Genomic DNA, 24,398 nt, shown 5'->3' with positions numbered 1-24,398 from the left:
CACCCTTATTGATACTCAACTTTGAGTGTCGCATTAGCCGTGAAGGCTTTCGCTGGCAAATCAGTACCACTTTTCTTCACCAACACCGCAAATAATTTAGTCGGTGATGCAAAGTTAAAGGCACGCCTAGTTTTTAATGGGAAATCGCTGGTATCCGCCTTAAAAAGGACACCGAGATTATCGACACTCGTTTTAAGCACCCGCTGGTCAAATGCAGCGGGCGTGCCGTCAATATACATATTCAATTTTGGCTGAACGCCGTCTTTACAGGTAATGGTGTAGTCCATTGGCTGTTTATACACTTCACCTTCAATACGTGTTGTCATGACATCGCCAAAATCGACTTCTATGGCTTGTCCATTATTAATCTGGCAGGGTTTGGATAAGACGACACCTTTAATTTCTACATACAGGTAGCCTGAAAATCCAAGGGCTCCTGACGTAAAAAGAGTCGATGATATCAATAATACCTTGGCTAAATTTTTAATAGACATCATAGCGGTAGACCTTATTTTCTAGGTACGACAGAACACTCAACCGCGCTGCAGTTAAATTTCAAGTCAATCGTACCGCCAAAATCGTTGAGATATACTAAGGTTGGTGATGCCCCGATATCCCCTGTATTTTTTCCTAAGCTAGTTTCACCACGTGGTGGAACCATAATAGGTTCAAAATCGGCAACTTCTGTCTTACCTTTGCTGAGTTTAGTGACTGATAGGAAGTAAGGGGTTGGGTTTTTAACGACATATCCCCCCCCCTGTTTCACCAGTTTGATATCGTTTTCTTGAGGAATAGTTTCCATTCTATCTTTAGTTGCAATCGCAGCGGGACGATAGAACAGTTTAATTTTTGTTTGTAACGCAATTTGTAATACGTTGGCTTTCTCACTGCGCGGTGGTATTTCTCGCACGTTTAGGTAATAAACGCTTTCCTGATCTTTCGGTAATTTAGCGATAGCAGGTACAGACTGAATTTTAATTTGGCTTTTTGAATCCGCCTCAAGTCGGTGTACCGGCGGAGTCACAATAAAAGGTGAATTTACTTTTTCATCTTTATCGTTTTCTATCCATGCTTGCGCCAAATAAGGGCTGGTTTTGTGTTCATTACTCAAACCAACGCTCACTGATTTATCGCCCTCGTTGTAAATCACACGAGTTCTATCAATAGCAATGGCTGCATAAGCTGATTGAGCCAGTAATGAGGCGCTTAAAATAGCGACCGCATTGCGTTTAGTTAATAAATTCATATATTCACCGTTGACGTTAAAAATTTTTTTTTAATTATTTACATGGCAGTAAAACATCATGCTCCATGTTGCTATCTAATTTTTCAGGCAGTTGAATATGGCATGAAGTATCATCACCCCATGTCACATCAAGCAACTCTGATGGGTTAACACCCGCTAAGTAAACAAAACCTTTATCTGAAATAATCCCGACTTCTATTTTTTTCGCATTTTTCACTGAAGCCCCAAATGGTGGATAGCTTCCATCAGCTAAGCTGATAATTCCCATTAATTTTTCACCCGTGATGACATTGAATTTACGGTAACCAATGGCACCTTCTGTCAAAGTTGCGTACTGTGTGGATTGCAGCGCTTCTGCATTATCCGGCACATTTTTCAGATCAATATTTAAGTTGTTACGGTTATAGTCCATCACACTGGTGACCACCGCTTTACCGTAACGGTTAGTTTTTATTGGTGTTACTCCATTTAAGATGGGTACATCTGCGACACCATTAGTATCGACTAATATTCTGGATCCGCCACGAACTGAGTTATTACGGTGTATCGCACCACCTTCAGGTGTCATCGTCATACCGCCTTTTAACTGCATAGAAACGGCAGTTTGGTTATCCTGAATATAGGTACCACTCAAATTCAGCTGGCTTCTATCGCCATCGTAACTATATGTACCTGCGGTCGTGACTTTATCTTTATCCCAGTTACCTGCAGATACAGAGTAAGAGGAGCGATTATCAATTCGGCTATAATAGTTAACGTTATTAGAGTTATTCCCCCCAGAAAAGGAACTGGAATAACTTATGCTCGACTCATTTTTATTTAATGGGATCATGAGGTTTAAATAAACGCCATCATCATCACGGTCACGTGATTTCGTTTTATACGCCGTTAAACTCAAGCTGATATTTTTTACTTTGCCGATATCAAAATAGTTTGAAAGCGTAAAGTTATACTGGTTGGTTGATGCTCTATTCCAATACGTTTGGTGCGAATAGTTTAAATACATATTGGCGTTATAATCAGGGAACGCCGTACCAAAGATAATGGTATAAAGTTCTTTACCGCTATCGACCTTATCGCCTTTATAGCGACGGTCAATAAACTGACTCATTGACATATAATTTCGTTCAGAGAATCGATAGCCCGCAAACGTAATCTGGCTGTTAATTTCATCAAACTGCTTAGAATACGTCAGGTTATAAGAGTTACCGGTTAACGTTTCATTGTCATCCAGTCGCCCCATTTGCGCGCGAGAAATGTTGATGTTTCCAGATAAAACACCAAATGGCGCAAAGTCACGACCTAAACCAAATGCAACGTTTTGATATTCAGATGATGCCTGTAAACCACCATAAACCGTGATATTGTTTGTCGCCCCCCAAGAGAGCGATCCCATGCTAAATGCAGGGCCTTGAGTATCATGGTCATCTTTTGTCGGTTTACCCATTACAAATTGATAAATCAGCTGACCAGGGCGTGTCAACGTACCCAGTCGAGAGGTTTCCACTCGATAGCTGCTTGTTGTGCCATCTTGTTCTTGAATCACTACATCCAGCGTACCGCCACCGAATGAGTTCACATCCTGGATACGGAATGGGCCAGGGCTAACTTCTGTTTGATAAATAATACGACCATCTTGTTTTACCATGACTGTCGCATTCGTTTTTGCAACACCCGCAATTTCAGGCGCATAGCCTTGTAAGCGAGGTGGCAGCATGGATTCGTTGGTTTCTAAACTCGCACCAAGATAACGAATACTGTCAAACAGGTTTGACGCTAAATATTGCTCCCCGATCGTCAAACGCGCACTCAGTGAACGAATCGCTCTATAGGCGTATAATTGGTTCCAAGACCATGATTTACTACCTTTATTCAGCTCACCGTTTTGAGTTTGCCAATCGGCACGCAAACGCCATGCACCGAAGTTTGCACCCATTGTCCCTGTGGCCGTCAGACCTGATTTCGTTCCTTTATCGCCGGTTTGTCTATTAACAACGCGTCCTGTCGCGTTATAGTCAATAAATGCACCCATAATCCCGTCATCCCAACGAGATGGTGGGTCCCAATCAGGGTCTGAGTACTCCATGTAGGCCTGAGGAATATTGAACTGTACAACGTTCTTTGCCAAATCCCCTTGAATGGTCATATCCGGAACTGAGCGAATATCCAAACATTTTCCATCATCTAGCCATTTGACTTGGCTATTCCACTCCTTTTTTAATCCCAATAATGCATAAATTTCAGGCGTGATACATGCCAACGAAACTTTGTCGTCGTAATTAGGATTAAAAAAGGTGATAGGTTGTTCCATAGAAACTTTAGCGCGGTTAACTTCAATCGCTAAAGAGTAATCCCCAGGAGGGACATAGTTGGCATGAGAAAACTTACTGAAGTCGACGTTTTCTTTACCTTCAGAATCAATGAAGTCGGTGTTAAAATCAACGGCCTCTTCAGAGAATGCAACCATTGGCGTTAACATTAAAAGCATTAATTTTGTAATTAGATTTAGCTTCATGCTTTTCATTAACTATGCGCCTATACAAACAAATACAGTGAAGACGATATAAGAAATATGGCGTATGACTACGCCATATTGTTCTCTATAGAAACTGACTATTATTGGTAAACAATTTTGAAGTTAGCTACAGTGTCAAAACGACCTGTAGTAGCTTTTTGAGTTGGATCTTCGTTACCTTTAACGTACGCTGCGAAGTGCAGAGTTGTTTGTGAACCGTCACCATTGTTTAACGCGTAGCCGTCACCAGTACCTGGGAATGCTTTACCGAATTCAACGATTTTGTCAGCGCCGTTAGTGATTACGATACCAGCGTTTTTAACTTTACCGCCTAAGCCCAGTAAGTCACCAGTGAAGCCTTGGAAACCGTTTACTGTAGAACCAGTAAATGTGATTTTTGCGTTTTTGTAAGTTTCAGTAGAGCAGTTTTTCAGAACGATATCGAACGCTTTGCTGTCTGAACGGAATTGGTTAGAAGTCAGTTCGTGTAACGCGATTTCGCCGAATTCAACTAATTGCTTCAGGTTGTCAGCATCGATTGAACATGGAACGTCGTTAATGAAACCAGTAAAACGGATTTCACCTTGTGAGCTTTCTACTGGATCAGCAGCTAAAGCAACACCTGAAACGCCAACACCTAAACCTAAAGCTAGAGTTAATGCTAATTTATTCAGTTTCATAAAAGTTTTCCTTTAAATGAGTAGGAACTGCTATTTCTCTTTTTCTCTTTCCTGTTTCCACTGATGCAAAATTAAGTCCATTTACTTAATCAGTGCACCCTTGAAAAATTCCTCTAGCTTTCCTACTTGATGAATTTCATTCAGGTTAGAGATTTTTTTATATAAACGAGCTCCATCTCATTTATGTGATTTAAAAAACAGAAATCATTAAGCCAACATTCTCACTTCTAAATTAATTACTGAGTCATTCATTAATTAATTAAAATTGATATAGAACACTAAATGAATTCTGATAACTACCTTGTGATATTTTCTGATGTCAATTCTACATACGTGACATATGTTGTCAAAAACCACCCAAATGAAGCGTTGACTTGGTTTTTTATATCGACAAAATGCACAAAGACAACTTTTATCCACTGAATGAGTAATTAAATCTAAAGAAATGATGAATTACTTAGAAAGATTTATATGAAGACTTCATTTTGCATTTATAAAAATGTCTAAATATTGCAAAAAACCTATAAATATAAAAATCTATATTTATATTTAAATACAACTTAATAAACCGAACATATGTAAATTTATTAGATTTAACATCTATCCAGTATCTTTTTCGCATCAATAATCGCTACATAAGAAACAAGAGGTAAGATAAGTCTTAATTAAAATTAACGCCAAATAGTAACAATGAATTTCAATAATTGTTTTTATTTGGTTAAATTTAACACCCAATAATTAACTAAAATGTAGCAATTAATGATTTATTTAAAATAGAAAAAACCATCTCTTAAATAAGGAGTTCATTTTTTATTAATGTTGCCTTTATTAAAGTTAAAATTGCGTATTCAATTTAGTACGAAATTGTTTATTTCATCACCACCATTTCAAACACAACAGAAATGGAAGTTATGGTAAACTAAACAGTAATAAAAACTTGAAGCTATCTAGGTGGGGCCAAACAAGATGAAAACAATCAGTGAAGACATGCTGCTTACGACGGCCGAACGTATTTGTCAGTCTCGAGGCGTGCGTTTGACCCCACAAAGAGAGACTGTTCTGCGATTAATTGCGCAGCAACACGGTGCGATCAGTGCTTATGATCTACTAGATTTACTGCGTGAAATAGAGCCTCAGGCTAAACCCCCTACCGTTTATCGCGGTTTAGAGTTCCTCATGGAACAAGGATTTATTCATAAAATTGAATCAACAAACAGCTATGTGGTTTGTCACCATGTGGATAATCCAAGCCATATTTCAGTGATGTTGATTTGTGATAATTGTGGCAATGTGACCGAAAGTGACTGCACGACTATCGAACAAGCGATTAGCACACTAGCGGAAGAAAATCATTTTCATCTCAGGCATACGGTGGTAGAAAACCATGGTTTATGTCAAAAATGTTTTGAGATTTCCAATTGCCAAGATCATGAACACTGTGAGCATAACCATCACGCCACGGTCAGTTCAAAAAAGAAGTGATATAGAATAAGTGGTCTACAGGAAGTAAAAGAAAGAAAGCTATATAGCAACATGGAAGATGGCTATATAAAGAAAGGCTATTCAAAAAATAGAGATATTGAGTCTGCTGCCAGACTCAATCACTCATCATCAATGCCAATCACTGTTACGGATAACCCCAACAGCTAGACCTTCGATAGTAAAATTCTGTTCGCGTAAATCAACCACAATTGGTGCAAAATCAGAGTTTTCAGCAATAAGCTCAACGCGATTGCCTTGTTGCTTAAAGCGTTTAACAGTAACTTCATCTTCGATACGTGCCACAACAATTTGCCCATTATGGACATTCTGCGTTTTATGTACCGCAAGTAAATCACCATCCATAATACCGATATCTTTCATCGACATACCATTTACGCGTAATAAAAAGTCTGCGTGTGGTTTAAATAATTCTGGGTCGACTTGGTAATGGCTTTCAATATGTTCTTGTGCAAGCAATGGTTCGCCAGCAGCAACACGTCCAATCAGAGGAAGTCCTAAATCTTCGGATTCTTCTTCTAACAACAGACGAATGCCTCTGGAAGCTCCAGAAACAATTTCAATTACCCCTTTACGAGCTAAGGCTTTTAAATGTTCTTCTGCCGCATTAGGCGAACGAAAACCCAAACTTGCTGCTATCTCAGCGCGTGTTGGTGGCATGCCCGTTTGCGAAATGTGGTCACGCACCAGATCGTAAACTTGCTGTTGTCGAGCTGTCAGTGCTTTCATCCCGTTCCCCTGTTTGTTTATACAGTCAGACTGTGAGTATATACAGGTAAATGGGTATTGGGAACTGTTAAATTAGCCAAAACCTGCTTTTATTGATGAATTTCTGGCTTTTTATCTATTTTACTGTTTTTAGCCCACTAAACCGTAAAATAACGTGTCCATAATACGGTTCCCCAGATAAACAGAGCTAATCCTATCGTGACGAACACGGCTGCGGAGCCGATATCTTTCGCTCGCCCAGATAATTCATGGTATTCACTGCCAATACGATCAACAACCGCCTCAATTGCACTGTTAATTAACTCAACGATTGCGACTAATACAACTGAACCAATCAACAAAATTCTGTCAATTTGGCTAATATCCAAGTAAAAAGCTATAATTATCGCAATGATAGCAGCAATCGCTTCTTGACGAAATGCAGCTTCATTTACCCATGCTGCTTTTAAACCTTTAAGGGAGTATCCAGCCGCTTTGATGACCCGAGTGAGTCCCTTAGTTTGACTTGCCATATTTTTTCCTTAATTTTTAAACAATAATCAACTTTTGCAGTCAAAGTGAATTATCGATAACAGATCTAAACGTTGCTTTCTGCTATGATTGCGCAGCATTACTAACAAGAGGCTATAATCATTTATGTCACTATGGCGTAAAATATATTACAACACGTTGAATTTACCACTGAAATTATTGGTAAAAAGTAAACTAATCCCAACGGATCCGATAACAGAGTTACAGCTTGACCCAAGCAAGCCAACGCTGTACGTCTTGCCATATCACTCAAAGTCCGACCTGCTCACGCTTCGCCAACAATGCTTAGCGATTGGTTTACCTGATCCGCTCGTGGATAACGACATCAATGGCACCAAGCTTCCAGCCTATGTGTTTATTGATGATGGTCCGCGCGTGTTCCGTTACTACTCCCCAGATCCACGTAAAGAGTCAGTAAAAATATTCCATGCGTATCTGGATTTGCATAAAAACAATCCAAATCTTGATATTCAAATGCTACCTGCATCCGTCATGTTTGGACGTGCGCCGGGTCGCGAAGGGCATAAGCCTGCCCCGCTAAAACTCTTAAACGGTGTGCAAAAATTCTTTGCAGTCCTGTGGTTAGGGCGCGATAGCTTTGTGCGTTTTTCTCCGAGCATTTCTCTTGGCCAGATGGCACAAGAGCATGGCACTGATACCATCATTGCCAATAAACTTGCTCGCGTAGCACGTATTCACTACTCTCGTCAGCGTTTAGCTGCGGTCGGGCCAAAACTGCCTGCCCGTTATGAGCTATTTAATAAGCTGCTATCCTCTAAAGCGATTGAAAAAGCCGTTGAAGACGAAGCGCGCAGTAAAAAAATTCCATTACAAAAAGCCCAGCAAAATGCCGTGGCGATGATGGAAGAGATTGCTGCTAACTTCTCTTATGAAGCAGTGCGACTGACTGACCGTGTACTCGGTTGGACATGGAACCGCTTATACCAAGGGATCAACGTTCAACATGCTGAGCGCGTTCGCCAGCTGGCGCAAGATGGTCACGAAATTGTGTATGTGCCCTCTCACCGTAGCCATATGGACTACCTGCTGCTTTCTTATGTGCTTTATCACCAAGGCTTGGTGCCACCACACATTGCGGCGGGTATTAACCTTAACTTTTGGCCAGCCGGTCCTATTTTCCGCCGTTTAGGTGCGTTCTTTATTCGCCGTACGTTCAAAGGCAATAAACTCTATTCCACCGTATTCCGCGAATACCTCAGTGAGCTATTTGCTCGCGGCTATTCGATTGAATACTTTGTGGAAGGCGGTCGTTCACGTACAGGTCGCTTACTGGAACCGAAAACCGGTACCTTGTCGATGACCCTACAAGCGATGCTACGCGGAGACTCCCGCCCTATCACCATCGTTCCTATCTATATTGGTTACGAGCATGTGATGGAAGTGGGAACTTACGCAAAAGAGCTGCGTGGCGCTGAGAAAGAGAAAGAAGGCTTCTTCTCCATGGTACGTGGTCTGCGTAAACTACGTAATTTGGGTCAAGGTTATGTGAACTTTGGGCAACCAATTTCACTGACCCAGTACTTAAATAACCGCGTACCAAATTGGCGTGAATCTATCGACCCGATTGAACCACAGCGCCCGAGCTGGTTAAACCCAACCGTCAGCAGCTTAGCCGATAACATTATGGTGAATATCAATAATGCGGCAGCTGCCAACGCGATTAACCTATGTTCAACGGCATTGTTGGCTTCACGTCAGCGCTCGCTCACCCGTGAACAACTGCTTGAACAAATCGAGTGCTATCTACAGCTACTGCGCAATGTGCCTTACACTGCCGATGCAACTACGCCGAACAAAACGGCTGAAGAGCTGCTTGAACACGCTTTGCAGATGAACAAGTTTGAAGTCGAAAAAGACAGCATGGGGGATATTATTATTCTGCCACGCGAAAATGCCGTCTTAATGACCTATTACCGTAACAATATTCATCACTTACTGGTTCTGCCTTCGCTTATCGCCAGCATTGTACTGCACCATGAGCGCATTAGCCGTGATGCAATCCACCAGCAAGTTGCGCTGATTTATCCATTCCTGAAAGCTGAGCTGTTTATGCGTTATGACGCAAACGCGCTCACGGAAACAGTGGATACATTGATTGATGAGCTGAACAGCCAACAACTGATCTGCTTGAAAGATGAGAATATGGTGGTGTTAAATCCTCGCCGTATCCGTCCTTTACAGCTACTGGCAGCTGGTGTTCGTGAAACACTGCAACGCTACGCCATTACGCTATCATTGCTCAATGCAAGCCCAGAAGTCAGTCGCAATACGTTAGAGAAAGAAAGTCGTATGCTCGCGCAGCGTCTGTCCGTTCTGCACGGTATTAACGCCCCTGAATTCTTTGATAAAGCCGTGTTCTCAACACTGGTCGATACCCTCAAAGAAGAAGGCTATATCGATAATAACGAGAATGATATTTTCTCAACCAATGCGAAAAACTTGTACGCAGTGCTTGCACGCTTAATGTCACCGGAAATCCGTCTGACTATTGAGAGCGTTAGCCAAACTGAAGAGCTCTCAGCACCAAAACCGACACCGAAAAATACGCCGGAAAGTGCTGATGCAGACTCAGAAGCTCCACAAGAGTAATATCGCAAGTCAATGATATGCACCAACAAAAAAGGGTAATGCATCTGCATTACCCTTTTTCTTATCCCATTTTAGCGGTTAAAAATAGCTAATCACCATACCGATAAACAGAATAAAGCCAACATAGTTGTTATTCATAAACGCTTTGAAACACGGTGTTCGTTCTCGGTTCACCATCAATTGCTGTTGATAAACAAACAGCGCAGCGGCTAACACTAACGAACCATAATAAACCATGCCTAAGTTAGCTAATGAGCCAATCACCACCAGCAAACCAACCATGACAATTTGCAGCAAACCAATAATCAGCTTGTCATATTGACCGAACAGAATCGCCGTCGATTTCACGCCAATTTTTAAATCATCGTTACGGTCGACCATGGCATACTGCGTGTCATAAATCACTGACCAGATGATATTCACTAAAAACAGTAACCAACAAACTAGTGGTAAGGACTCACTAACTGCGGAAAATCCCATCGGGATTGACCAGCCAAATGCCGCACCCAAGACTACTTGAGGTAAATGGCTCACGCGTTTCACAAACGGGTAGATCCACGCTAGCGCTAAGCCTGCAACCGATAACCAGATGGTCATGGTATTCAGACTCAATACCAATAAGAAAGAGAGCCCCACCAGTGCAGCAAATAGAATTTTTGCTTCTTTTTCCGTGACATCACCGCTAGGTAGTGGTCGGTGTTTGGTTCTTTCTACATGCCCATCGAAATTACGATCAGCAAAGTCATTGATAACACAGCCTGCGGCACGCATTAAAAATACACCGGCCGTAAAGACAATTAGAATATGCAAACTTGGCGTGCCTTGGGCGGCAATCCACAGCGCCCAATAGGTTGGCCACAGTAATAACAGTGAGCCAATAGGTCTATCAATACGCATTAAACGGCTGTATGCATGCCATTTACTTAGCGCCATACTTCCCTCCACGTTATCGTGCTCCTTTATGCTTCTATTTTACCCATAAACGTTATTTGAATTATGTTAGATAGTTATCTATATGCAGGTGATTCAGGTAAAAATATTTCGGTTAATAATAATGGTTTTTGGGACAATCTAAGTAGGGAGCGGCGTACCCAGCGGTCAGCGCTGGATCCCATTTCAATATAATCTCGGGTTAGGTTTTCATGACTAAAGAGGTAGCGCCCTAATGGGACACGCCCAATATCCACTAATTTTTTGTCATTATCAGTGAGCGTCTCTTCTGGGATCAGCGTTCTGCCAATCAACCAAGGGATATTATCCCCATACATAATCACTTCCCGTAGCCAATAACGCTCACTAATTGGTAAGCATTTTTGTTCGTCGGCGGTAAGCATATCTAGTGAGATATAGCGTTCTAAATAAGGTATTACCGTCACTTTCTGACTATGCTGCTCAAACCGCTTGGTCATCGACCCTTGCTCTTGCAACCAACCTAATACACTTTCAGGAACACTATCGTCGCCCTCTTCTAACCAGTTTATCGGGTGAGAGGTAAAAATCGTTTCAGGCATTCAATCAAATTCCACCATAGTAATTATGGTTATCCCCTGATTGCTACTCAAGCTTGTTAACGTCTAGCGTATTAAAGCCACAACCAGCATCGTTCATCTAAATTATTGGGCGATAGAATAGCACGTTGTTATTGTGCAAGGTTAAAGATAGATAACAATTTATATAAAAAGTCGCTAATTCAACACAAATTGTAAAAATTTTGTGAAAAATATTTGATTTATAATGAGTTAGCTTAAAAATCGTATTTTATTAGGATACTAATAGCCTGCCAATCACAGGCTATTAGTCGCTTAAAAAAACGCCATTAACGCCAGTTTTTATAGCAATTAATCAGCCCATTGGTAGAGCTATCATGGCTCTCTACCGCTTGGCTATTTTCCAATTCAGGCAGAATACGGCTCGCCAGTTGCTTACCTAACTCAACCCCCCATTGGTCAAAGGTGAAAATATTCAAAATTGCACCTTGGGTAAAGATTTTATGCTCATACATAGCGATCAGCGCCCCTAATGAATACGGAGTGATCTCTTTAAGTAAAATAGAGTTAGTTGGGCGGTTGCCTTCAAACACTTTGTAAGGCGCCACATATTCCATCTCTTCGACAGTTTTACCTTGCGCAGCAAATTCAGCATCCACCACTTCACGGGTTTTACCGAAGGCTAATGCTTCCGTTTGTGCGAAGAAGTTAGACAGCAACTTAGCGTGGTGATCCCCCAGCGGGTTATGTGTCACTGCAGGGGCAATAAAGTCACATGGGATCATTTTTGTCCCTTGGTGAATTAACTGGTAAAACGCATGTTGCCCGTTAGTTCCCGGTTCACCCCAAATAATCGGACCTGTTTGGTAAGTGACTGCATTGCCATTACGGTCGATATATTTTCCGTTTGATTCCATATTGCCTTGTTGGAAATAGGCGGCAAAGCGATGCATGTATTGGTCGTATGGAAGAATCGCTTCAGTTTCTGAACCAAAAAAGTTGTTGTACCAGATGCCGATCAACGCTAATAAAACAGGGATATTGCTTTCTAGAGGCGTTTGCGTGAAATGCTTATCCATTGCATGAGCACCGCTCAGTAATTGAACGAAATTCTCATAACCGATGGATAAAATGATAGACAAACCAATCGCTGACCACAGAGAGTAACGACCACCAACCCAATCCCAGAATTCAAACATGTTATTGGTATCAATACCAAATTTTGCGACTTGCTCGCTGTTTGTTGAAAGCGCCACAAAATGCTTCGCAATATGTTTTTCATCTTTGGCAAACGTCAATAACCACTCACGCGCAGAATGCGCATTGGTCATGGTTTCTTGCGTCGTAAATGTTTTCGATGCAATCAGGAATAACGTAGTTTCAGGATTGAGATCCTTCAATGTTTCTGCAATTTGAGTGCCATCAACGTTAGAAACAAAATGCATATTTAAATGGTTTTTATAAGGACGTAGCGCCTCAGTCACCATAAATGGTCCCAGATCTGAACCACCAATCCCAATGTTCACCACATCAGTAATGGCTTTACCGGTGTATCCTTTCCACTCGCCACTGATAATGCGTGCGCTGAATTGCTGCATTTTTTCCAGTACCGCGTTCACTTCTGGCATCACATCTTTGCCATCCACCAGCACTGGGGTATTGTCGCGGTTACGTAATGCGGTATGCAGCACAGCACGATCTTCAGTGCGGTTGATTTTCTCACCACTGAACAGACTTTTGATTGCATCTTCCAGTTGCGTTTCTTTGGCTAATGCCAAAAGTTTGTCCAATGTCTCTTGTGTAATACGGTTTTTGGAGAAATCCACTAAGATTTGGTCATCAAAAGTGGCAGAAAACTTCGTAAAGCGCTGTGTATCTTGTGCAAATAAGTCACGCATATGCACATTTTTCATGTCTGCATAATGCTGCTCTAGCGCTCGCCATGCCGCCGTCTGGCTTGGATTGATACTTTTCATGGATAACACCTCCAAAACAATTTCAAATAATAATAGATTGTAACTCGCCGAGGACACGAAGCTTATCGGTTTTCTGCGTTCTTATAATCTGCTGTTGTTAGGTCTATTCTCCCAAACCTAACGGCAACTGTCATCTCATCCCCAAAATGATATTGAGAAAACCGATAATCATTTGCCCATCATTAGAATTACTGATTTACCTCGATTCATTATTGACGATACGTGCCAAAGTCGATAAATCTATTACTCCAACGTATTTCAAGCTGTTGATGTCGTGCCGTATTCGGCCTGCGCCGCAGGAATTATTTTGGGTTCATGCATTATTTAAAGATAGGCGGTTTAATTAAAGGGATTGGAAAATGAATACAGTAGCTGGCAGTAATCAGTTTGTTATCGCAAAATTCGGCGGCACAAGCGTCGCTAACTTCGACGCCATGAATAAAAGTGCGGATATCGTACTGGCAAATGATCAAGTTCGTGTGGTTGTGCTTTCTGCAAGTGCGGGGATTACCAACTTACTCATTGAACTCGCTGAAGGCTGCGACACTGATAAACGCAATGAGCTACTGCAAAGAGTCAAACAGACTCAGTATGACATTATCGAACACCTGCAAACTGCGAACGTTATTCGCGAAGAAATCGACCGTCTACTTGAGAACATCGCTCATTTAGCTGATTCCGCCTCTCTTGCCACTTCTGATGCCTTAACGGACGAAATGGTCAGCCACGGTGAGATTATGTCCACATTACTGTTTGTGGAAGTATTGCGCCAGCGCGGGGCATCCTCACAATGGTTTGATGTCCGTAAAGTGATGAGAACCAATGAAAGCTTTGGTCGTGCTGAGCCGGATCTTGAACAGCTACAAGTGCTCGCACAGCAGCAATTACTTCCACGCTTAGCCGAGTCGATTGTTATCACTCAAGGGTTTATTGGGCGTGATGCCAAAGGGCGCACTACCACACTAGGGCGCGGAGGAAGTGACTATACCGCTGCCTTACTGGCTGAAGTATTGCACCTATCCCGCGTGGATATTTGGACGGATGTACCCGGCATTTACACCACCGACCCTCGTGTGGTGCCGAATGCCCAAAAAATCGATGAAATCGCCTTTGATGAAGCCGCTGAAATGGCGACTTTCGGAGCAAAAATTCTGCATCCAGCCACGTTATTACCCGCAGTACGTGCGGGGATCCCTGTATTCGTCGGTTCAAGTAAAGCCCCAGAAGCAGGTGGAACGATTGTCAGCGACCAAACAGAAAACCCACCGCAATTTAGAGCGCTCGCACTACGCCGCAAACAAACGTTACTGACCCTGCACAGTTTGAAAATGCTGCATGCACGTGGTTTCCTCGCAGAGATTTTTACTATCCTGCTGCGCCATAATATTTCCGTGGATTTGATCACCACGTCAGAAGTAAGCGTCGCACTGACATTAGATACAACGGGCTCAACAGGCACTAATGGTAGCTTGCTGACCAATGCCTTGATGACAGAATTATCCGCGCTGTGCCGCGTAGAAGTGGAAGAAAACCTTGCTCTCGTGGCGATTATCGGTAACCAACTTTCGCAAGTGAACGGGCTCGGCAAACAGATTTTCGGTGCGCTGGAATCCTTTAATATCCGTATGATCAGCTACGGTGCTAGCAGCCATAATATTTGCCTGCTCGTACCAGGTAACGACGCGGAAGAAATTGTTCGCACGCTGCACAATAATCTTTTTGAGTGATAGCGGATAGCTATCTATAAACGATAACGGGCAATCTTTTGATTGCCCGTTTGACTTGCTAATAAAAATAAATTTAACGACTTAGGAAAGAGGTAATCAGCCCACTAAACGTCGACTCACCCGCAAAAGCATAAGTGCTTTTTAGCTCTTCTCCGCGAATATCTGCAAAGCGCGCTAACGCTAATTCTTTGCTATTCGCCTCAATCTCTTCAAACTGCTTTTGATAACCCATATTCACTAACTCGGTAGCAGTTTGGGTTTCAGTCATCTCTAACGCAACAACTTCGTCAGATTTAATAAAAAAACAATAAGTGCTCATTTAACACCTCATTTTTTCATGCTCAAAAAACAACTAGACTCGTTCTAATCTAATGGAGAGATTTACAACAAAGACTCAACAAAGAACCAGTTAATAAAACTATACTTCATTATTTAACTAAATAAAAATAGCTTCCTAATTCACAAAGATTGATAAATTTTATGGTGTAGAAATACGTAATTATCTTAAAAAGAAAGAGTAAGAAAGTAATTTTTAAGAATATCAAAATGATATTTGTCATTACGATGAAAAAAGCAAAATAGATAGAGATGATTAAAAGCCAATAGTATTAATAAGGTTATTGGCTTTTAAATGAAATGGAATGGATTCTTTCAGTGATTCATTTTTTAGAAGGCAATGAATTTTTTACACTTTCTGTATATTGCAGCATATTCGCTTTCGCATTATGGTCTTTTTGCAATAAAGCTAAGTTATTTTTTGCGGTCACATTACCCAATTTATCCGCACGCTCAAACCACATAATAGCGCGGAAAATATTTTTACTGCCACCTTCTCCTCGGGCATACATTACGCCGAGGTTATTTTGCGCATCACTGTTTTCTTTGAATGCTGCAGACTCCAAAAGCTCTCGTGCTTTTTGGCTATCTTGCTGAACCCCAGTTCCAGTCAGGTAGAAAATCGCTAACTGGTTTTTTGCATCCATATTGTCTTCTTTAGTAACTTCCAGCCACTTCACAATCTGCTGGATCTCAACATCTTTCAACTGACCCGCCAGATATAAGTTCGCTAACTTTAATTGTGCGTCGACAATATCTGAATCCGCTAATTCGATATACCACTGGGTCGCTTTCGCCATATCCGGTTTAACGCCGCCAAGACCTTTTTCATAATACTCAGCGACTTTCATGGCGGCTTCAGCAGATTCATTATCCGCAGCCATTTGGTACCACTTGAAGGCTTCACTCAGGTCTTGCCCAACGCCATCGCCTGTCTCATACGCTTGCGCTAACGCATATTGAGCCGAAAATTCACCTTGATTTGCCGCGCGCTTATACCAGTAAACGGCTTGGTAGTTATTTTGCTCAACGAGCGGATGGCCTTTACTGTAAAAGTCCCCCATGTTTTTTTGTGCAACTGGGGAGCCCATGTTCGCGGCTTGGCGATACAGGTAAATCGCTGTATCCTCATCTTTTTCCATGCCTTCGCCATTTTCATACATCACGGCTAAGTTGTTCACGGCAGAGGCTACGCCATTACGTGCACTGCGCTCATACCATGTAAAAGCTTTATTGTAGTCAATATCACCACCAAGCCCATCATGGTAGAACAGCCCAATGGCAAACTGTGCATACTCTTGCTCTTGCTCTGCGGCCTCATAATACCAAGCGCGTGCTTGTTTATAGTCTTTTTCGACACCTAAACCACGCTCAAATAAATAGCCCATCGCATATTGGCAGTATGCATCGCCTTTTTCGGCGCATTTACGATACCAATTACCCGCTTGCTCATAATCCCTTTTGCGCTGTGCCAGCATCCCGATGTAGTAATCACCATCATTGCTATTTAAATCAGAAGCTTTCTTAAACCAGTAATAGGCCTTATTTTCATCGGCATCGAGAAAATCTGTGCCATCCAAATAAGCGACACCCACGTCAATCATGGCATCAACTTTGCCTGCATTGGCCTCTTTAATGCTGCTTTGGAAATCGGTTGGAAGGTTGCTTGGCTCAGTGACTTCAAGGGCTTTAGGTAAAGGTTCGACTAAAGAGGAGTCCGCCTGAGGCGTCAAAACCACAGGGGTGATAATTGGGTTGGAAGATTGGTTAGCAGCCGCTTTGGTTGGCTGGTTATGAAACGAACCCGACTCTATTGGCTCTGCTTGCACATAAGGGGCACAGATAATGCAGAAACTAAATAAGAGAGAGGGTAATTTCATGACATTTACTCACAGCTTGGCATTGACCACTGCTATATAAGATATCATTCCCATACAAAAATCATAAGGACTATAAGCAGAAAATAACCAAATGATGTGAATTTTTAAGAAAATAATTTGGGTGATTATCGTAATTGGTTATAAAACGAGCTAATCACCCTCTAATTAATAATTAAATTGTCTTAATGCGCAAAATTAATTAACGCGATATCCACCATGCTTACTGGCAAATAAATTAAACTTACCCCACTCAATTAAAATCAATTCTAATTTTTGATGACTAATTTTGCATAGCGTCGATATTTGGGAAACCACAAAATGGTTTTCACCCACTAATTCTTCTGAAAATACCTCGGCAATTAATTCACTCTCTTTAGCTGTAATTAACCAGCCATCATTAGTCGCAAATTTATGAACCGGAACCATACCTTCTTTGGTACTTTCTTTAGAGAGTAACTTATCTTCTGCTTGTTGGGCTTGATAAAACGCGTCGATTTCCTCTTGTGAAGGGATCGGCTCAACCCGCTCTTGGTTTTCCAAGAACAGATAAATTTCTTCTGCTCTTGCTGGCGTTAACTCGCTTCTTAACCAAATTTGGTTAAAGCAATGTTCCGTCAATGAATCTTCAGTATCCAATTTGTCCATGATTTGCAAAATACTCATCATGGCACTCACCGCGTCTTCGCTCATCATAAATGTCTCTGGCGCGGCGCTATTTTGGATCTGATAAGGATAAACTACCGAGGACGGCAGTTTTCCTTCAATAATAAATTCATAGCTCATCATTTGCTCCCAATAGATTTCCTACCTATAAGATGGAGGCGAATAACTGAAAAATCAATCTTATGAATCAAATCAATCTTCTGGGTCATAGCCTAAATTTGGCGCTAACCAACGTTCTAATTCTGCGACAGTCATTCCTTTGCGTTTGGCATAATCTTCAACTTGATCTTTTTGCACTTGTGCCACCGCAAAGTATTTACTATCAGGGTGACTAAAGTACCAACCTGACACTGAGGCTCCCGGCCACATTGCGTATGAGCTAGTCAATTTCATACCAATTTTGTCTTCCACATTCAGGAGCTGCCAGATTTTTTCCTTTTCTGTGTGTTCAGGGCAAGCTGCATAACCCGGTGCAGGGCGAATGCCTTGATAATTTTCACGGATCAACTCTTCGTTACTCAGTGCTTCCTCTGAAGCATAGCCCCAATACTGGGTTCTAACTTGTTGATGCAGATATTCCGCAAAAGCTTCTGCTAAGCGATCAGACAAGGCTTTCACCATGATTTTATTATAATCATCGTGGGCATTTTCATACTGCTGGGCCAGCTCATCCTCTTCTAACCCGCCAGTAACGGCAAATGCACCAATATAATCCGCTTTACCGCTCTCTTTAGGTGCCACAAAATCGGATAAACAGTAGTTCGGAAAATCGGTTTTCAACGTTTGTTGGCGTAAATTAAGTGCCACCGCTTGGACTTCATCCCGAGCATCGGAATGATAGATTTCCACATCATCCACCACGCGGTTTGCTGGGAAAATTCCAAAAATCCCTTTTGGCGTCAGTAAGTTTTGGCTTTCCAGCGTGTCGAGCATCGCATTGGCATCAGACAACAATTTGCGCGCCTCTTCCCCGACCACTTCATCTTCGAGAATTCGCGGGTATTTACCAGCCAATGACCATGTCATAAAAAATGGCGTCCAGTCGATATAGTCACGCAATGTTTTAATCGATGCCGTCACTTCTTGAACGCCTAAGAATTTAGGAGCCGGCGGCTGATACTGTTGCCAATCAATATTCACCCCATTAGCGCGAGCGGTTTCTAATGTAACGGGTGGCGTTCTTGGCTTTTTGCGCCCATGTTGCAGGCGAACCGTGTCATATTCACGACGCGTTCGGGCAACAAACTCGGCTTTTTGGGTTGCTGAAAGTAATGCGGCGACGACACCCACCGTACGGGATGCGTTCTGCACATAGACCGTGGGTCCTGAATAGTTTTGCTCAATTTTCACGGCGGTATGGGCTTTCGAGGTGGTTGCGCCACCAATCAATAGTGGTAAGGTAAACTCTTGTCGCTCCATCTCCTTTGCCACATGCACCATCTCATCCAATGACGGCGTAATCAGACCCGATAAACCGATAATATCGACGTTTTGTTCCCGGGCGGTTTTTAGGATCGTTTCACACGGCACCATGACGCCTAAATCAATGATTTCATAGTTATTACACTGTAAAACGACACCCACGATATTTTTGCCAATGTCGTGTACGTCCCCTTTCACCGTCGCTAGTAATACTTTACCTGCACTGCTTCCCGACTGTTTTAGCTCCTGAATATACGGCTCTAAGTACGCCACGGCTTGCTTCATCACGCGGGCGGATTTCACCACTTGGGGCAGGAACATTTTTCCTTCACCAAATAAGTCACCCACCACGTTCATGCCGTTCATTAGCGGGCCTTCAATCACTTCGATCGGGCTTGACGCACGTTGGCGAGTCTCTTCCGTATCTTGGATAATAAATTCCGTAATCCCTTTCACTAGCGAGTATTCAAGCCGTTTTTCCACTTCCCAGCTGCGCCATTCCGCTTGTTGAACTTGCTGCTCTTGTCCTCCTGTTCCACGGTATTTTTCAGCCAGTTCCAGTAGCTTTTCAGTGCCGTCTTCTCGGCGATTGAGGATCACATCTTCTACCGCGTTTTTGAGCTCAGCGGGAAGATCGTCATAAATGGCCAGTTGCCCCGCATTGACGATCCCCATATCCATCCCATTGCGGATCGCGTGATACAGGAAAACAGCGTGAATTGCCTCACGCACCGGATCATTGCCTCGGAATGAGAAAGAGACGTTAGATACCCCACCCGAGATCAACGCATGGGGCAGTTGATCTTTGATATCTTTACAGACTTCAATAAAATCAACAGCATAGTTATTATGCTCTTCAATCCCCGTAGCAACTGCAAAAATATTCGGGTCAAAAATAATATCTTCAGGTGGGAAACCGACCGTTTCCGTTAATATTTGGTATGCGCGGCGGCAAATTTCGATTTTACGCTCGCGGGTATCAGCTTGCCCCACTTCATCGAACGCCATGACCACCATTGCCGCACCATATTTACGGACTAATTTGGCGTGTTCAATAAAGGCATCAACCCCCTCTTTCATGGAGATGGAGTTCACGATCCCTTTGCCTTGGATGCACTTCAGCCCTTTTTCGATCACGTCCCATTTCGAGGAGTCGATCATAATAGGCACTCGTGCAATGTCAGGTTCTCCCGCGATCAAATTCAGAAAACGCACGATCGCCGCGTGGGAATCTAACATGCCCTCATCCATATTGATGTCGATGATCTGCGCGCCGTTTTCCACTTGTTGGCGAGCGATATCAAGGGCTTCTTGGTAATTTTCTTCTTTAATTAAACGCTTAAATTTTGCAGAGCCTGTGACGTTAGTGCGCTCACCAACGTTCACAAACAGAGATTGTGCACCAATATTCAGCGGTTCTAAACCGGATAACCGACATTCCACAGGTAATTTTGGTAACTGGCGAGGTTTTAGTCCCTCAACGGCTTGTGCCATTTTTTGGATGTGAAGTGGCGTGGTACCACAGCATCCACCGACGATATTTAAAAAGCCAGCCTCCGCCCATTCGCGGATCTGCTGCGCCATATTTTGGGCATCAAGATCGTATTCACCGAATGCATTCGGTAACCCTGCATTGGGGTGAGCGCTAACATAGCACTCTGAAATACGAGATAATTCAGCGATATATTGACGAAGTTCATCAGGTCCCAATGCGCAGTTAAGCCCAAATGATAACGGCTGAGAGTGACGCAATGAGTTGTAAAATGCTTCCGTGGTTTGCCCCGATAAAGTTCGCCCCGAAGCATCAGTGATAGTCCCTGAAATCATCACAGGCAAGTGGATCCCAAGGGATTCAAATTCAGTTTCTACGGCAAAAATCGCCGCTTTTGCATTTAATGTGTCAAAGATAGTTTCGATCATGATCAGATCGACACCACCCTTAATCAGCGATCGTGTGGATTCACGATACGCGTCCACCAGCAGATCAAACGTCACGTTGCGATAGGCCGGATCATTCACATCAGGGGAGATCGATGCCGTACGGTTTGTTGGTCCCAAAACCCCAGCCACATAACGCGGTTTTTCGGGGGTTTTACATGTCCACTCATCGGCACATTCACGAGCAAGGCGAGCTGCGGTTTCATTTATTTCCGCAGAAAGGGCTTCCATTTTATAATCCGCCATCGCAATGGTGGTGGAGTTAAACGTATTGGTTTCAACAATATCCGCCCCTGCCGCAAAATATTGGCTATGGATATCGCGAATAATCTCAGGTTGAGTGAGCACAAGTAAGTCATTGTTGCCTTTCAAATCACTTGGCCAATCTGCAAAACGCGCGCCGCGAAACTGCTCTTCAGAGAGCTTATGGCGTTGGATCATCGTTCCCATCGCACCATCTAGGACGAGAATTCTATTTTTTAATTGTTGTTCTAATTGGTTTTTCTTGCTGGACACTGCACTGTCCTCCTGAAAATGATAATCCCTCGGCTTAATCGGCCCCATGCTGTGACTTCACACAGCTAAAACGTCAATGAATTGAAACTAAACTAAATTTGTATGAATCACATCCTACCATAACTTCAGAAGAGAAAATTCGTCGTTATGATGAGAGTTTTTCAGGTTGCCAAAGATCGACTTTTTGCTGATCCGATGAGTATTTTTGAATGAAATCATTCATAATAGAAACGAATACTCATTCCTGTCAGGAGACACTTGATGGCGGCTACACCCATTACTAAAAAAATAAAGAAGGCAAAAGGACCTGCGAGTGGCGCTACGGCTGCCGGACAAGTTCAATCCTTAAGCCGTGGACTGACGCTTTTGGAATACATTTCTGAATCAACCGGGGGGATCGCCCTTACCGATTTAGCCCTTCAAGCCGGTTTACCTAATTCCACAACTCACCGCTTATTAATGACCCTAGAGCAGCACGGTTTTGTGCGCCAGACAGGGGATCTTGGGTTGTGGGTCATCGCTTCTCATGCCTTTATCATCGGCAGTAGCTTCCTTGAAAGTCGTAATTTATTAGCCCTTGTCCATCCAATATTACGCCGTTTGATGGAAGAATCTGGCGAAACCGTCAATTTAGCGATTTTGGATCACACAGAATATGACGCTGTGATTGTTGACCAGGTGCAATGTAATGCGTTAATGCGCATGTCTGCCCCAATTGGTGGAAAGCTGCCATTACATGCATCGGGTGCAGGAAAAGCGTTTATTGCCAATTTGCCTGAAGAGCAGCTAATTCCATTACTTGGCAAAAAAGGCTTACATGCCTATACACCGCATACATTAACTAATCCATCAGCATTGAAAGAAAATCTGCAACAAGCTAAAAAACAAGGATTTTCTTATGATGATGAAGAGCATGCGCTGGGGTTAAGATGTATTGGTGCCTGTATTTATGATGAGCATAAAGAGGCATTTGCCGCGATCTCAATTTCTGGACCACTTTCGCGGATCACCGATGATCGGGTAACAGAGCTGGGAGCTATGGTGATCAAAGCCGCTAAAGAAATCAGCCATGAATATGGCGCTAATCGCTAGCAAGCAAAAGTGCGGGATCTCCCCGCACTTCTTCAATTAATCATGTTACTGGCGGGCTAATCACCCTGTTGATTGGACGCACTTTCCGATTTATTCGATTTCAAAGATTGTTTGAACTTCGGCATATTGCGATATTTTTCAATCAAGGCTAAAGCGATAGCTTCCGTTTCTGCATCTGCCCGCCCATCAATATCCCGTGGACGATAATGCATTTGGAATGCACGCAACGTCTGTTTCGTTTCTTTATCTAATTTTCCTGTCAGTGGGATCCCTGCATAGCCATAAAATTTCAATGCTTTTTGTAGGTTTAACACACTGACAGATGCATTAATCTGCCGCCCTGCTAAATACTTATTAACGATTTGAGGGTCTGGCCAAGCGCCAATCCCATGCAGCGCTAATGATTGCCACGGGAATGCACGACCCGGATCTTGTTTACGCAGCGGGGCGATATCACTATGGCCAATGACATTTTCTGGAGGAATGTCATAACGTTGCATAATGTCTTTCAATAGCGGGATCAACGCATCTATCTGCGAGTCATTAAAAGGCGGCCAGATATCTTGACCATTTTTTCTCACCAAACCTTCATTAACGATTTCAATACCAATCGAGCTATCATTAAGCCCGTGATGATATTGCCAACGACTATCCCCTGCATGCCACGCTTTCAAGCGCTCAGGAACAAGCTGTAAAATGACAGGCTGACCATTTTTTTGTGCAGGTTGACTAGGAATGAGGTAATGGGAACTCACCTTTCCTTTCGTTAATATTTTAATTGAGTGGGCATCATCAGAAACAGTGTAATGCAGGACAATAAATTGAATACGCTCGCTGGTATTCTGTGACGGGTAACTCTGATCGAGATAGTAACCCGTTTTTGAAGGTGTCGTTGAACAACCGACAAGTAGGAATATGACAAATATCCATATTGCCCTAGCCATTTAAAACTGCCCTTTTTCCATGTTGAATTATCGCACATTTAAGCACACCGCCCTCGATAAAACCATGAGAACTTTGCGCAAAGAATCGTCTTAAATATGAACAAACATTAAAAAAAGCGTAAATTAAATGAATCAAAAAAACAAAACATGAATACTTTTATAAAAAAATCTAATTGAATTTAATCGTTATCTGCTTTTATCATTTAAAAGCAGAATCATCAGATTCATGATATTTAATTACTACGTTAAAGATAACATTAATAATTAAAATCATTTAATCATTATAGTTTTATTAATCTATAAGATTTTAAGATAAGGTAAAATAAATTAAAAACTCGCTAACGCTAGCTCACTTGAATTAATCCTCTCTTTCTCAAACTGACGTGCAATCATAGTGGTAATTTCATGAATATCAATTTCAAGTAAAATAGCAATCTCGATTAATTTATCTAAACTTAGCTTGTTAACACCCAATTCATATCGAGATACCTGCTGCTGGCTAAGCTGAATAATAGCCGCTAACTCCTGTCCTGATAACCCTTTACGTACCCTAGCTTTACGAAGATGATTGCCAAGCAAAGCATAAATATTTTGTTTTTCTGACAT

19 protein-coding genes are annotated in these 24,398 nt (G+C 42.4%); 4 read left to right on the top strand and 15 right to left on the bottom strand.

What is annotated here, in order from left to right; genetic code table 11:
- Positions 1–5: 5 nt before the first annotated feature.
- From HFU86_RS02685 to HFU86_RS02670, 4 genes are all read right to left on the bottom strand, one after another.
- A complete protein-coding gene (locus HFU86_RS02685; protein ID WP_036955381.1) occupies positions 6–497 on the bottom strand; it encodes a fimbrial protein in 492 nt (163 codons plus the stop codon).
- Positions 498–508: 11 nt separating this feature from the next.
- A complete protein-coding gene (locus tag HFU86_RS02680) occupies positions 509–1,246 on the bottom strand; it encodes a fimbria/pilus periplasmic chaperone (protein WP_187128675.1) in 738 nt (245 codons plus the stop codon).
- Positions 1,247–1,280: 34 nt separating this feature from the next.
- Positions 1,281–3,761, bottom strand: a complete 2,481-nt coding sequence (locus tag HFU86_RS02675) for a fimbria/pilus outer membrane usher protein (RefSeq protein WP_255425928.1) — start codon at positions 3,759–3,761, stop codon at positions 1,281–1,283.
- A 101-nt stretch (positions 3,762–3,862) separates the two neighbouring features.
- Positions 3,863–4,441: a fimbrial protein gene (locus HFU86_RS02670; protein ID WP_036955392.1), complete on the bottom strand. Its 579-nt coding sequence runs from the start codon at positions 4,439–4,441 to the stop codon at positions 3,863–3,865.
- A gap of 966 nt (positions 4,442–5,407) precedes the next feature.
- Here HFU86_RS02670 and zur point away from each other — a divergent pair.
- Positions 5,408–5,923 carry a zinc uptake transcriptional repressor Zur gene (gene zur / locus HFU86_RS02665; protein WP_036955395.1) on the top strand — a complete coding sequence of 172 codons (516 nt, stop codon included), beginning with the start codon at positions 5,408–5,410 and terminating at the stop codon, positions 5,921–5,923.
- Between the two features lie 129 nt (positions 5,924–6,052).
- Here the strand turns inward: zur and lexA are convergent, their stop codons facing one another.
- Together lexA and HFU86_RS02655 are read right to left on the bottom strand one after the other, a co-directional pair.
- Positions 6,053–6,670, bottom strand: coding sequence for a transcriptional repressor LexA (gene lexA, locus HFU86_RS02660; protein ID WP_036955398.1), 618 nt, complete (start codon positions 6,668–6,670; stop codon positions 6,053–6,055).
- Positions 6,671–6,807: 137 nt separating this feature from the next.
- Entirely contained in the window at positions 6,808–7,182 is a 375-nt protein-coding gene (locus tag HFU86_RS02655) for a diacylglycerol kinase (protein ID WP_187128674.1), read from the bottom strand.
- Positions 7,183–7,306: 124 nt separating this feature from the next.
- Between HFU86_RS02655 and plsB the strand changes: the two genes are divergently transcribed.
- Complete coding sequence (gene plsB, locus HFU86_RS02650; RefSeq protein ID WP_187128673.1) at positions 7,307–9,811, top strand: glycerol-3-phosphate 1-O-acyltransferase PlsB; 2,505 nt, start codon at positions 7,307–7,309, stop codon at positions 9,809–9,811.
- Positions 9,812–9,889: 78 nt separating this feature from the next.
- Here the strand turns inward: plsB and ubiA are convergent, their stop codons facing one another.
- From ubiA to pgi, 3 genes are all read right to left on the bottom strand, one after another.
- A complete protein-coding gene (gene ubiA, locus HFU86_RS02645; protein WP_187128672.1) occupies positions 9,890–10,744 on the bottom strand; it encodes a 4-hydroxybenzoate octaprenyltransferase in 855 nt (284 codons plus the stop codon).
- Between the two features lie 74 nt (positions 10,745–10,818).
- Positions 10,819–11,322, bottom strand: a complete 504-nt coding sequence (gene ubiC / locus HFU86_RS02640) for a chorismate lyase (protein ID WP_132497083.1) — start codon at positions 11,320–11,322, stop codon at positions 10,819–10,821.
- 305 nt (positions 11,323–11,627) lie between these two features.
- Positions 11,628–13,274 carry a glucose-6-phosphate isomerase gene (pgi, locus tag HFU86_RS02635; protein WP_187128671.1) on the bottom strand — a complete coding sequence of 549 codons (1,647 nt, stop codon included), beginning with the start codon at positions 13,272–13,274 and terminating at the stop codon, positions 11,628–11,630.
- Between the two features lie 359 nt (positions 13,275–13,633).
- Between pgi and lysC the strand changes: the two genes are divergently transcribed.
- Complete coding sequence (gene lysC, locus HFU86_RS02630; RefSeq protein WP_132497081.1) at positions 13,634–15,001, top strand: lysine-sensitive aspartokinase 3; 1,368 nt, start codon at positions 13,634–13,636, stop codon at positions 14,999–15,001.
- A gap of 73 nt (positions 15,002–15,074) precedes the next feature.
- Here the strand turns inward: lysC and HFU86_RS02625 are convergent, their stop codons facing one another.
- The 4 genes from HFU86_RS02625 to metH form a co-directional block, all read right to left on the bottom strand.
- The gene (locus HFU86_RS02625; RefSeq protein ID WP_108479275.1) at positions 15,075–15,320 is read right to left on the bottom strand and encodes a hypothetical protein; all 246 of its coding nucleotides are present in this window, start codon (positions 15,318–15,320) and stop codon (positions 15,075–15,077) included.
- 340 nt (positions 15,321–15,660) lie between these two features.
- Positions 15,661–17,217 (bottom strand): SEL1-like repeat protein, encoded by a 1,557-nt coding sequence (locus HFU86_RS02620; protein WP_187128670.1) that lies wholly within the window; start codon positions 17,215–17,217, stop codon positions 15,661–15,663.
- Positions 17,218–17,412: 195 nt separating this feature from the next.
- Positions 17,413–18,000, bottom strand: a complete 588-nt coding sequence (locus HFU86_RS02615; RefSeq protein WP_187128669.1) for a hypothetical protein — start codon at positions 17,998–18,000, stop codon at positions 17,413–17,415.
- Positions 18,001–18,072: 72 nt separating this feature from the next.
- Positions 18,073–21,756, bottom strand: coding sequence for a methionine synthase (gene metH / locus HFU86_RS02610; RefSeq protein ID WP_187128668.1), 3,684 nt, complete (start codon positions 21,754–21,756; stop codon positions 18,073–18,075).
- 261 nt (positions 21,757–22,017) lie between these two features.
- Here metH and iclR point away from each other — a divergent pair, with 261 nt between their 5' ends.
- The gene (gene iclR / locus HFU86_RS02605) at positions 22,018–22,848 is read left to right on the top strand and encodes a glyoxylate bypass operon transcriptional repressor IclR (RefSeq protein ID WP_036955435.1); all 831 of its coding nucleotides are present in this window, start codon (positions 22,018–22,020) and stop codon (positions 22,846–22,848) included.
- Between the two features lie 56 nt (positions 22,849–22,904).
- Here iclR and HFU86_RS02600 read toward each other — a convergent pair whose 3' ends face one another.
- A complete protein-coding gene (locus tag HFU86_RS02600; protein ID WP_187128667.1) occupies positions 22,905–23,792 on the bottom strand; it encodes an N-acetylmuramoyl-L-alanine amidase in 888 nt (295 codons plus the stop codon).
- A gap of 327 nt (positions 23,793–24,119) precedes the next feature.
- The gene (locus HFU86_RS02595; protein ID WP_036955440.1) at positions 24,120–24,398 is read right to left on the bottom strand and encodes a helix-turn-helix domain-containing protein; all 279 of its coding nucleotides are present in this window, start codon (positions 24,396–24,398) and stop codon (positions 24,120–24,122) included.

The sequence above is a fragment of the Providencia sp. JUb39 genome (genome assembly GCF_012272845.1).
Taxonomy (GTDB): domain Bacteria; phylum Pseudomonadota; class Gammaproteobacteria; order Enterobacterales; family Enterobacteriaceae; genus Providencia; species Providencia lanzhouensis.
The sequence above is the reverse complement of the archived record's forward strand: the minus strand, read 5'-3'. Positions and strand labels throughout refer to the sequence as shown.

Bases quoted from the DNA above. Each gene is read 5' to 3' on its own strand.
- HFU86_RS02685 (WP_036955381.1), bottom strand. From the start codon at position 497: ATGATGTCTATTAAAAATTTAGCCAAGGTATTATTGATATCATCGACT.
- HFU86_RS02680 (WP_187128675.1), bottom strand. From the start codon at position 1,246: ATGAATTTATTAACTAAACGCAATGCGGTCGCTATTTTAAGCGCCTCA.
- HFU86_RS02675 (WP_255425928.1), bottom strand. From the start codon at position 3,761: ATGAAGCTAAATCTAATTACAAAATTAATGCTTTTAATGTTAACGCCA.
- HFU86_RS02670 (WP_036955392.1), bottom strand. From the start codon at position 4,441: ATGAAACTGAATAAATTAGCATTAACTCTAGCTTTAGGTTTAGGTGTT.
- zur (WP_036955395.1), top strand. From the start codon at position 5,408: ATGAAAACAATCAGTGAAGACATGCTGCTTACGACGGCCGAACGTATT.
- lexA (WP_036955398.1), bottom strand. From the start codon at position 6,670: ATGAAAGCACTGACAGCTCGACAACAGCAAGTTTACGATCTGGTGCGT.
- HFU86_RS02655 (WP_187128674.1), bottom strand. From the start codon at position 7,182: ATGGCAAGTCAAACTAAGGGACTCACTCGGGTCATCAAAGCGGCTGGA.
- plsB (WP_187128673.1), top strand. From the start codon at position 7,307: ATGTCACTATGGCGTAAAATATATTACAACACGTTGAATTTACCACTG.
- ubiA (WP_187128672.1), bottom strand. From the start codon at position 10,744: ATGGCGCTAAGTAAATGGCATGCATACAGCCGTTTAATGCGTATTGAT.
- ubiC (WP_132497083.1), bottom strand. From the start codon at position 11,322: ATGCCTGAAACGATTTTTACCTCTCACCCGATAAACTGGTTAGAAGAG.
- pgi (WP_187128671.1), bottom strand. From the start codon at position 13,274: ATGAAAAGTATCAATCCAAGCCAGACGGCGGCATGGCGAGCGCTAGAG.
- lysC (WP_132497081.1), top strand. From the start codon at position 13,634: ATGAATACAGTAGCTGGCAGTAATCAGTTTGTTATCGCAAAATTCGGC.
- HFU86_RS02625 (WP_108479275.1), bottom strand. From the start codon at position 15,320: ATGAGCACTTATTGTTTTTTTATTAAATCTGACGAAGTTGTTGCGTTA.
- HFU86_RS02620 (WP_187128670.1), bottom strand. From the start codon at position 17,217: ATGAAATTACCCTCTCTCTTATTTAGTTTCTGCATTATCTGTGCCCCT.
- HFU86_RS02615 (WP_187128669.1), bottom strand. From the start codon at position 18,000: ATGAGCTATGAATTTATTATTGAAGGAAAACTGCCGTCCTCGGTAGTT.
- iclR (WP_036955435.1), top strand. From the start codon at position 22,018: ATGGCGGCTACACCCATTACTAAAAAAATAAAGAAGGCAAAAGGACCT.
- HFU86_RS02600 (WP_187128667.1), bottom strand. From the start codon at position 23,792: ATGGCTAGGGCAATATGGATATTTGTCATATTCCTACTTGTCGGTTGT.
- HFU86_RS02595 (WP_036955440.1), bottom strand. From the start codon at position 24,398: ATGTCAGAAAAACAAAATATTTATGCTTTGCTTGGCAATCATCTTCGT.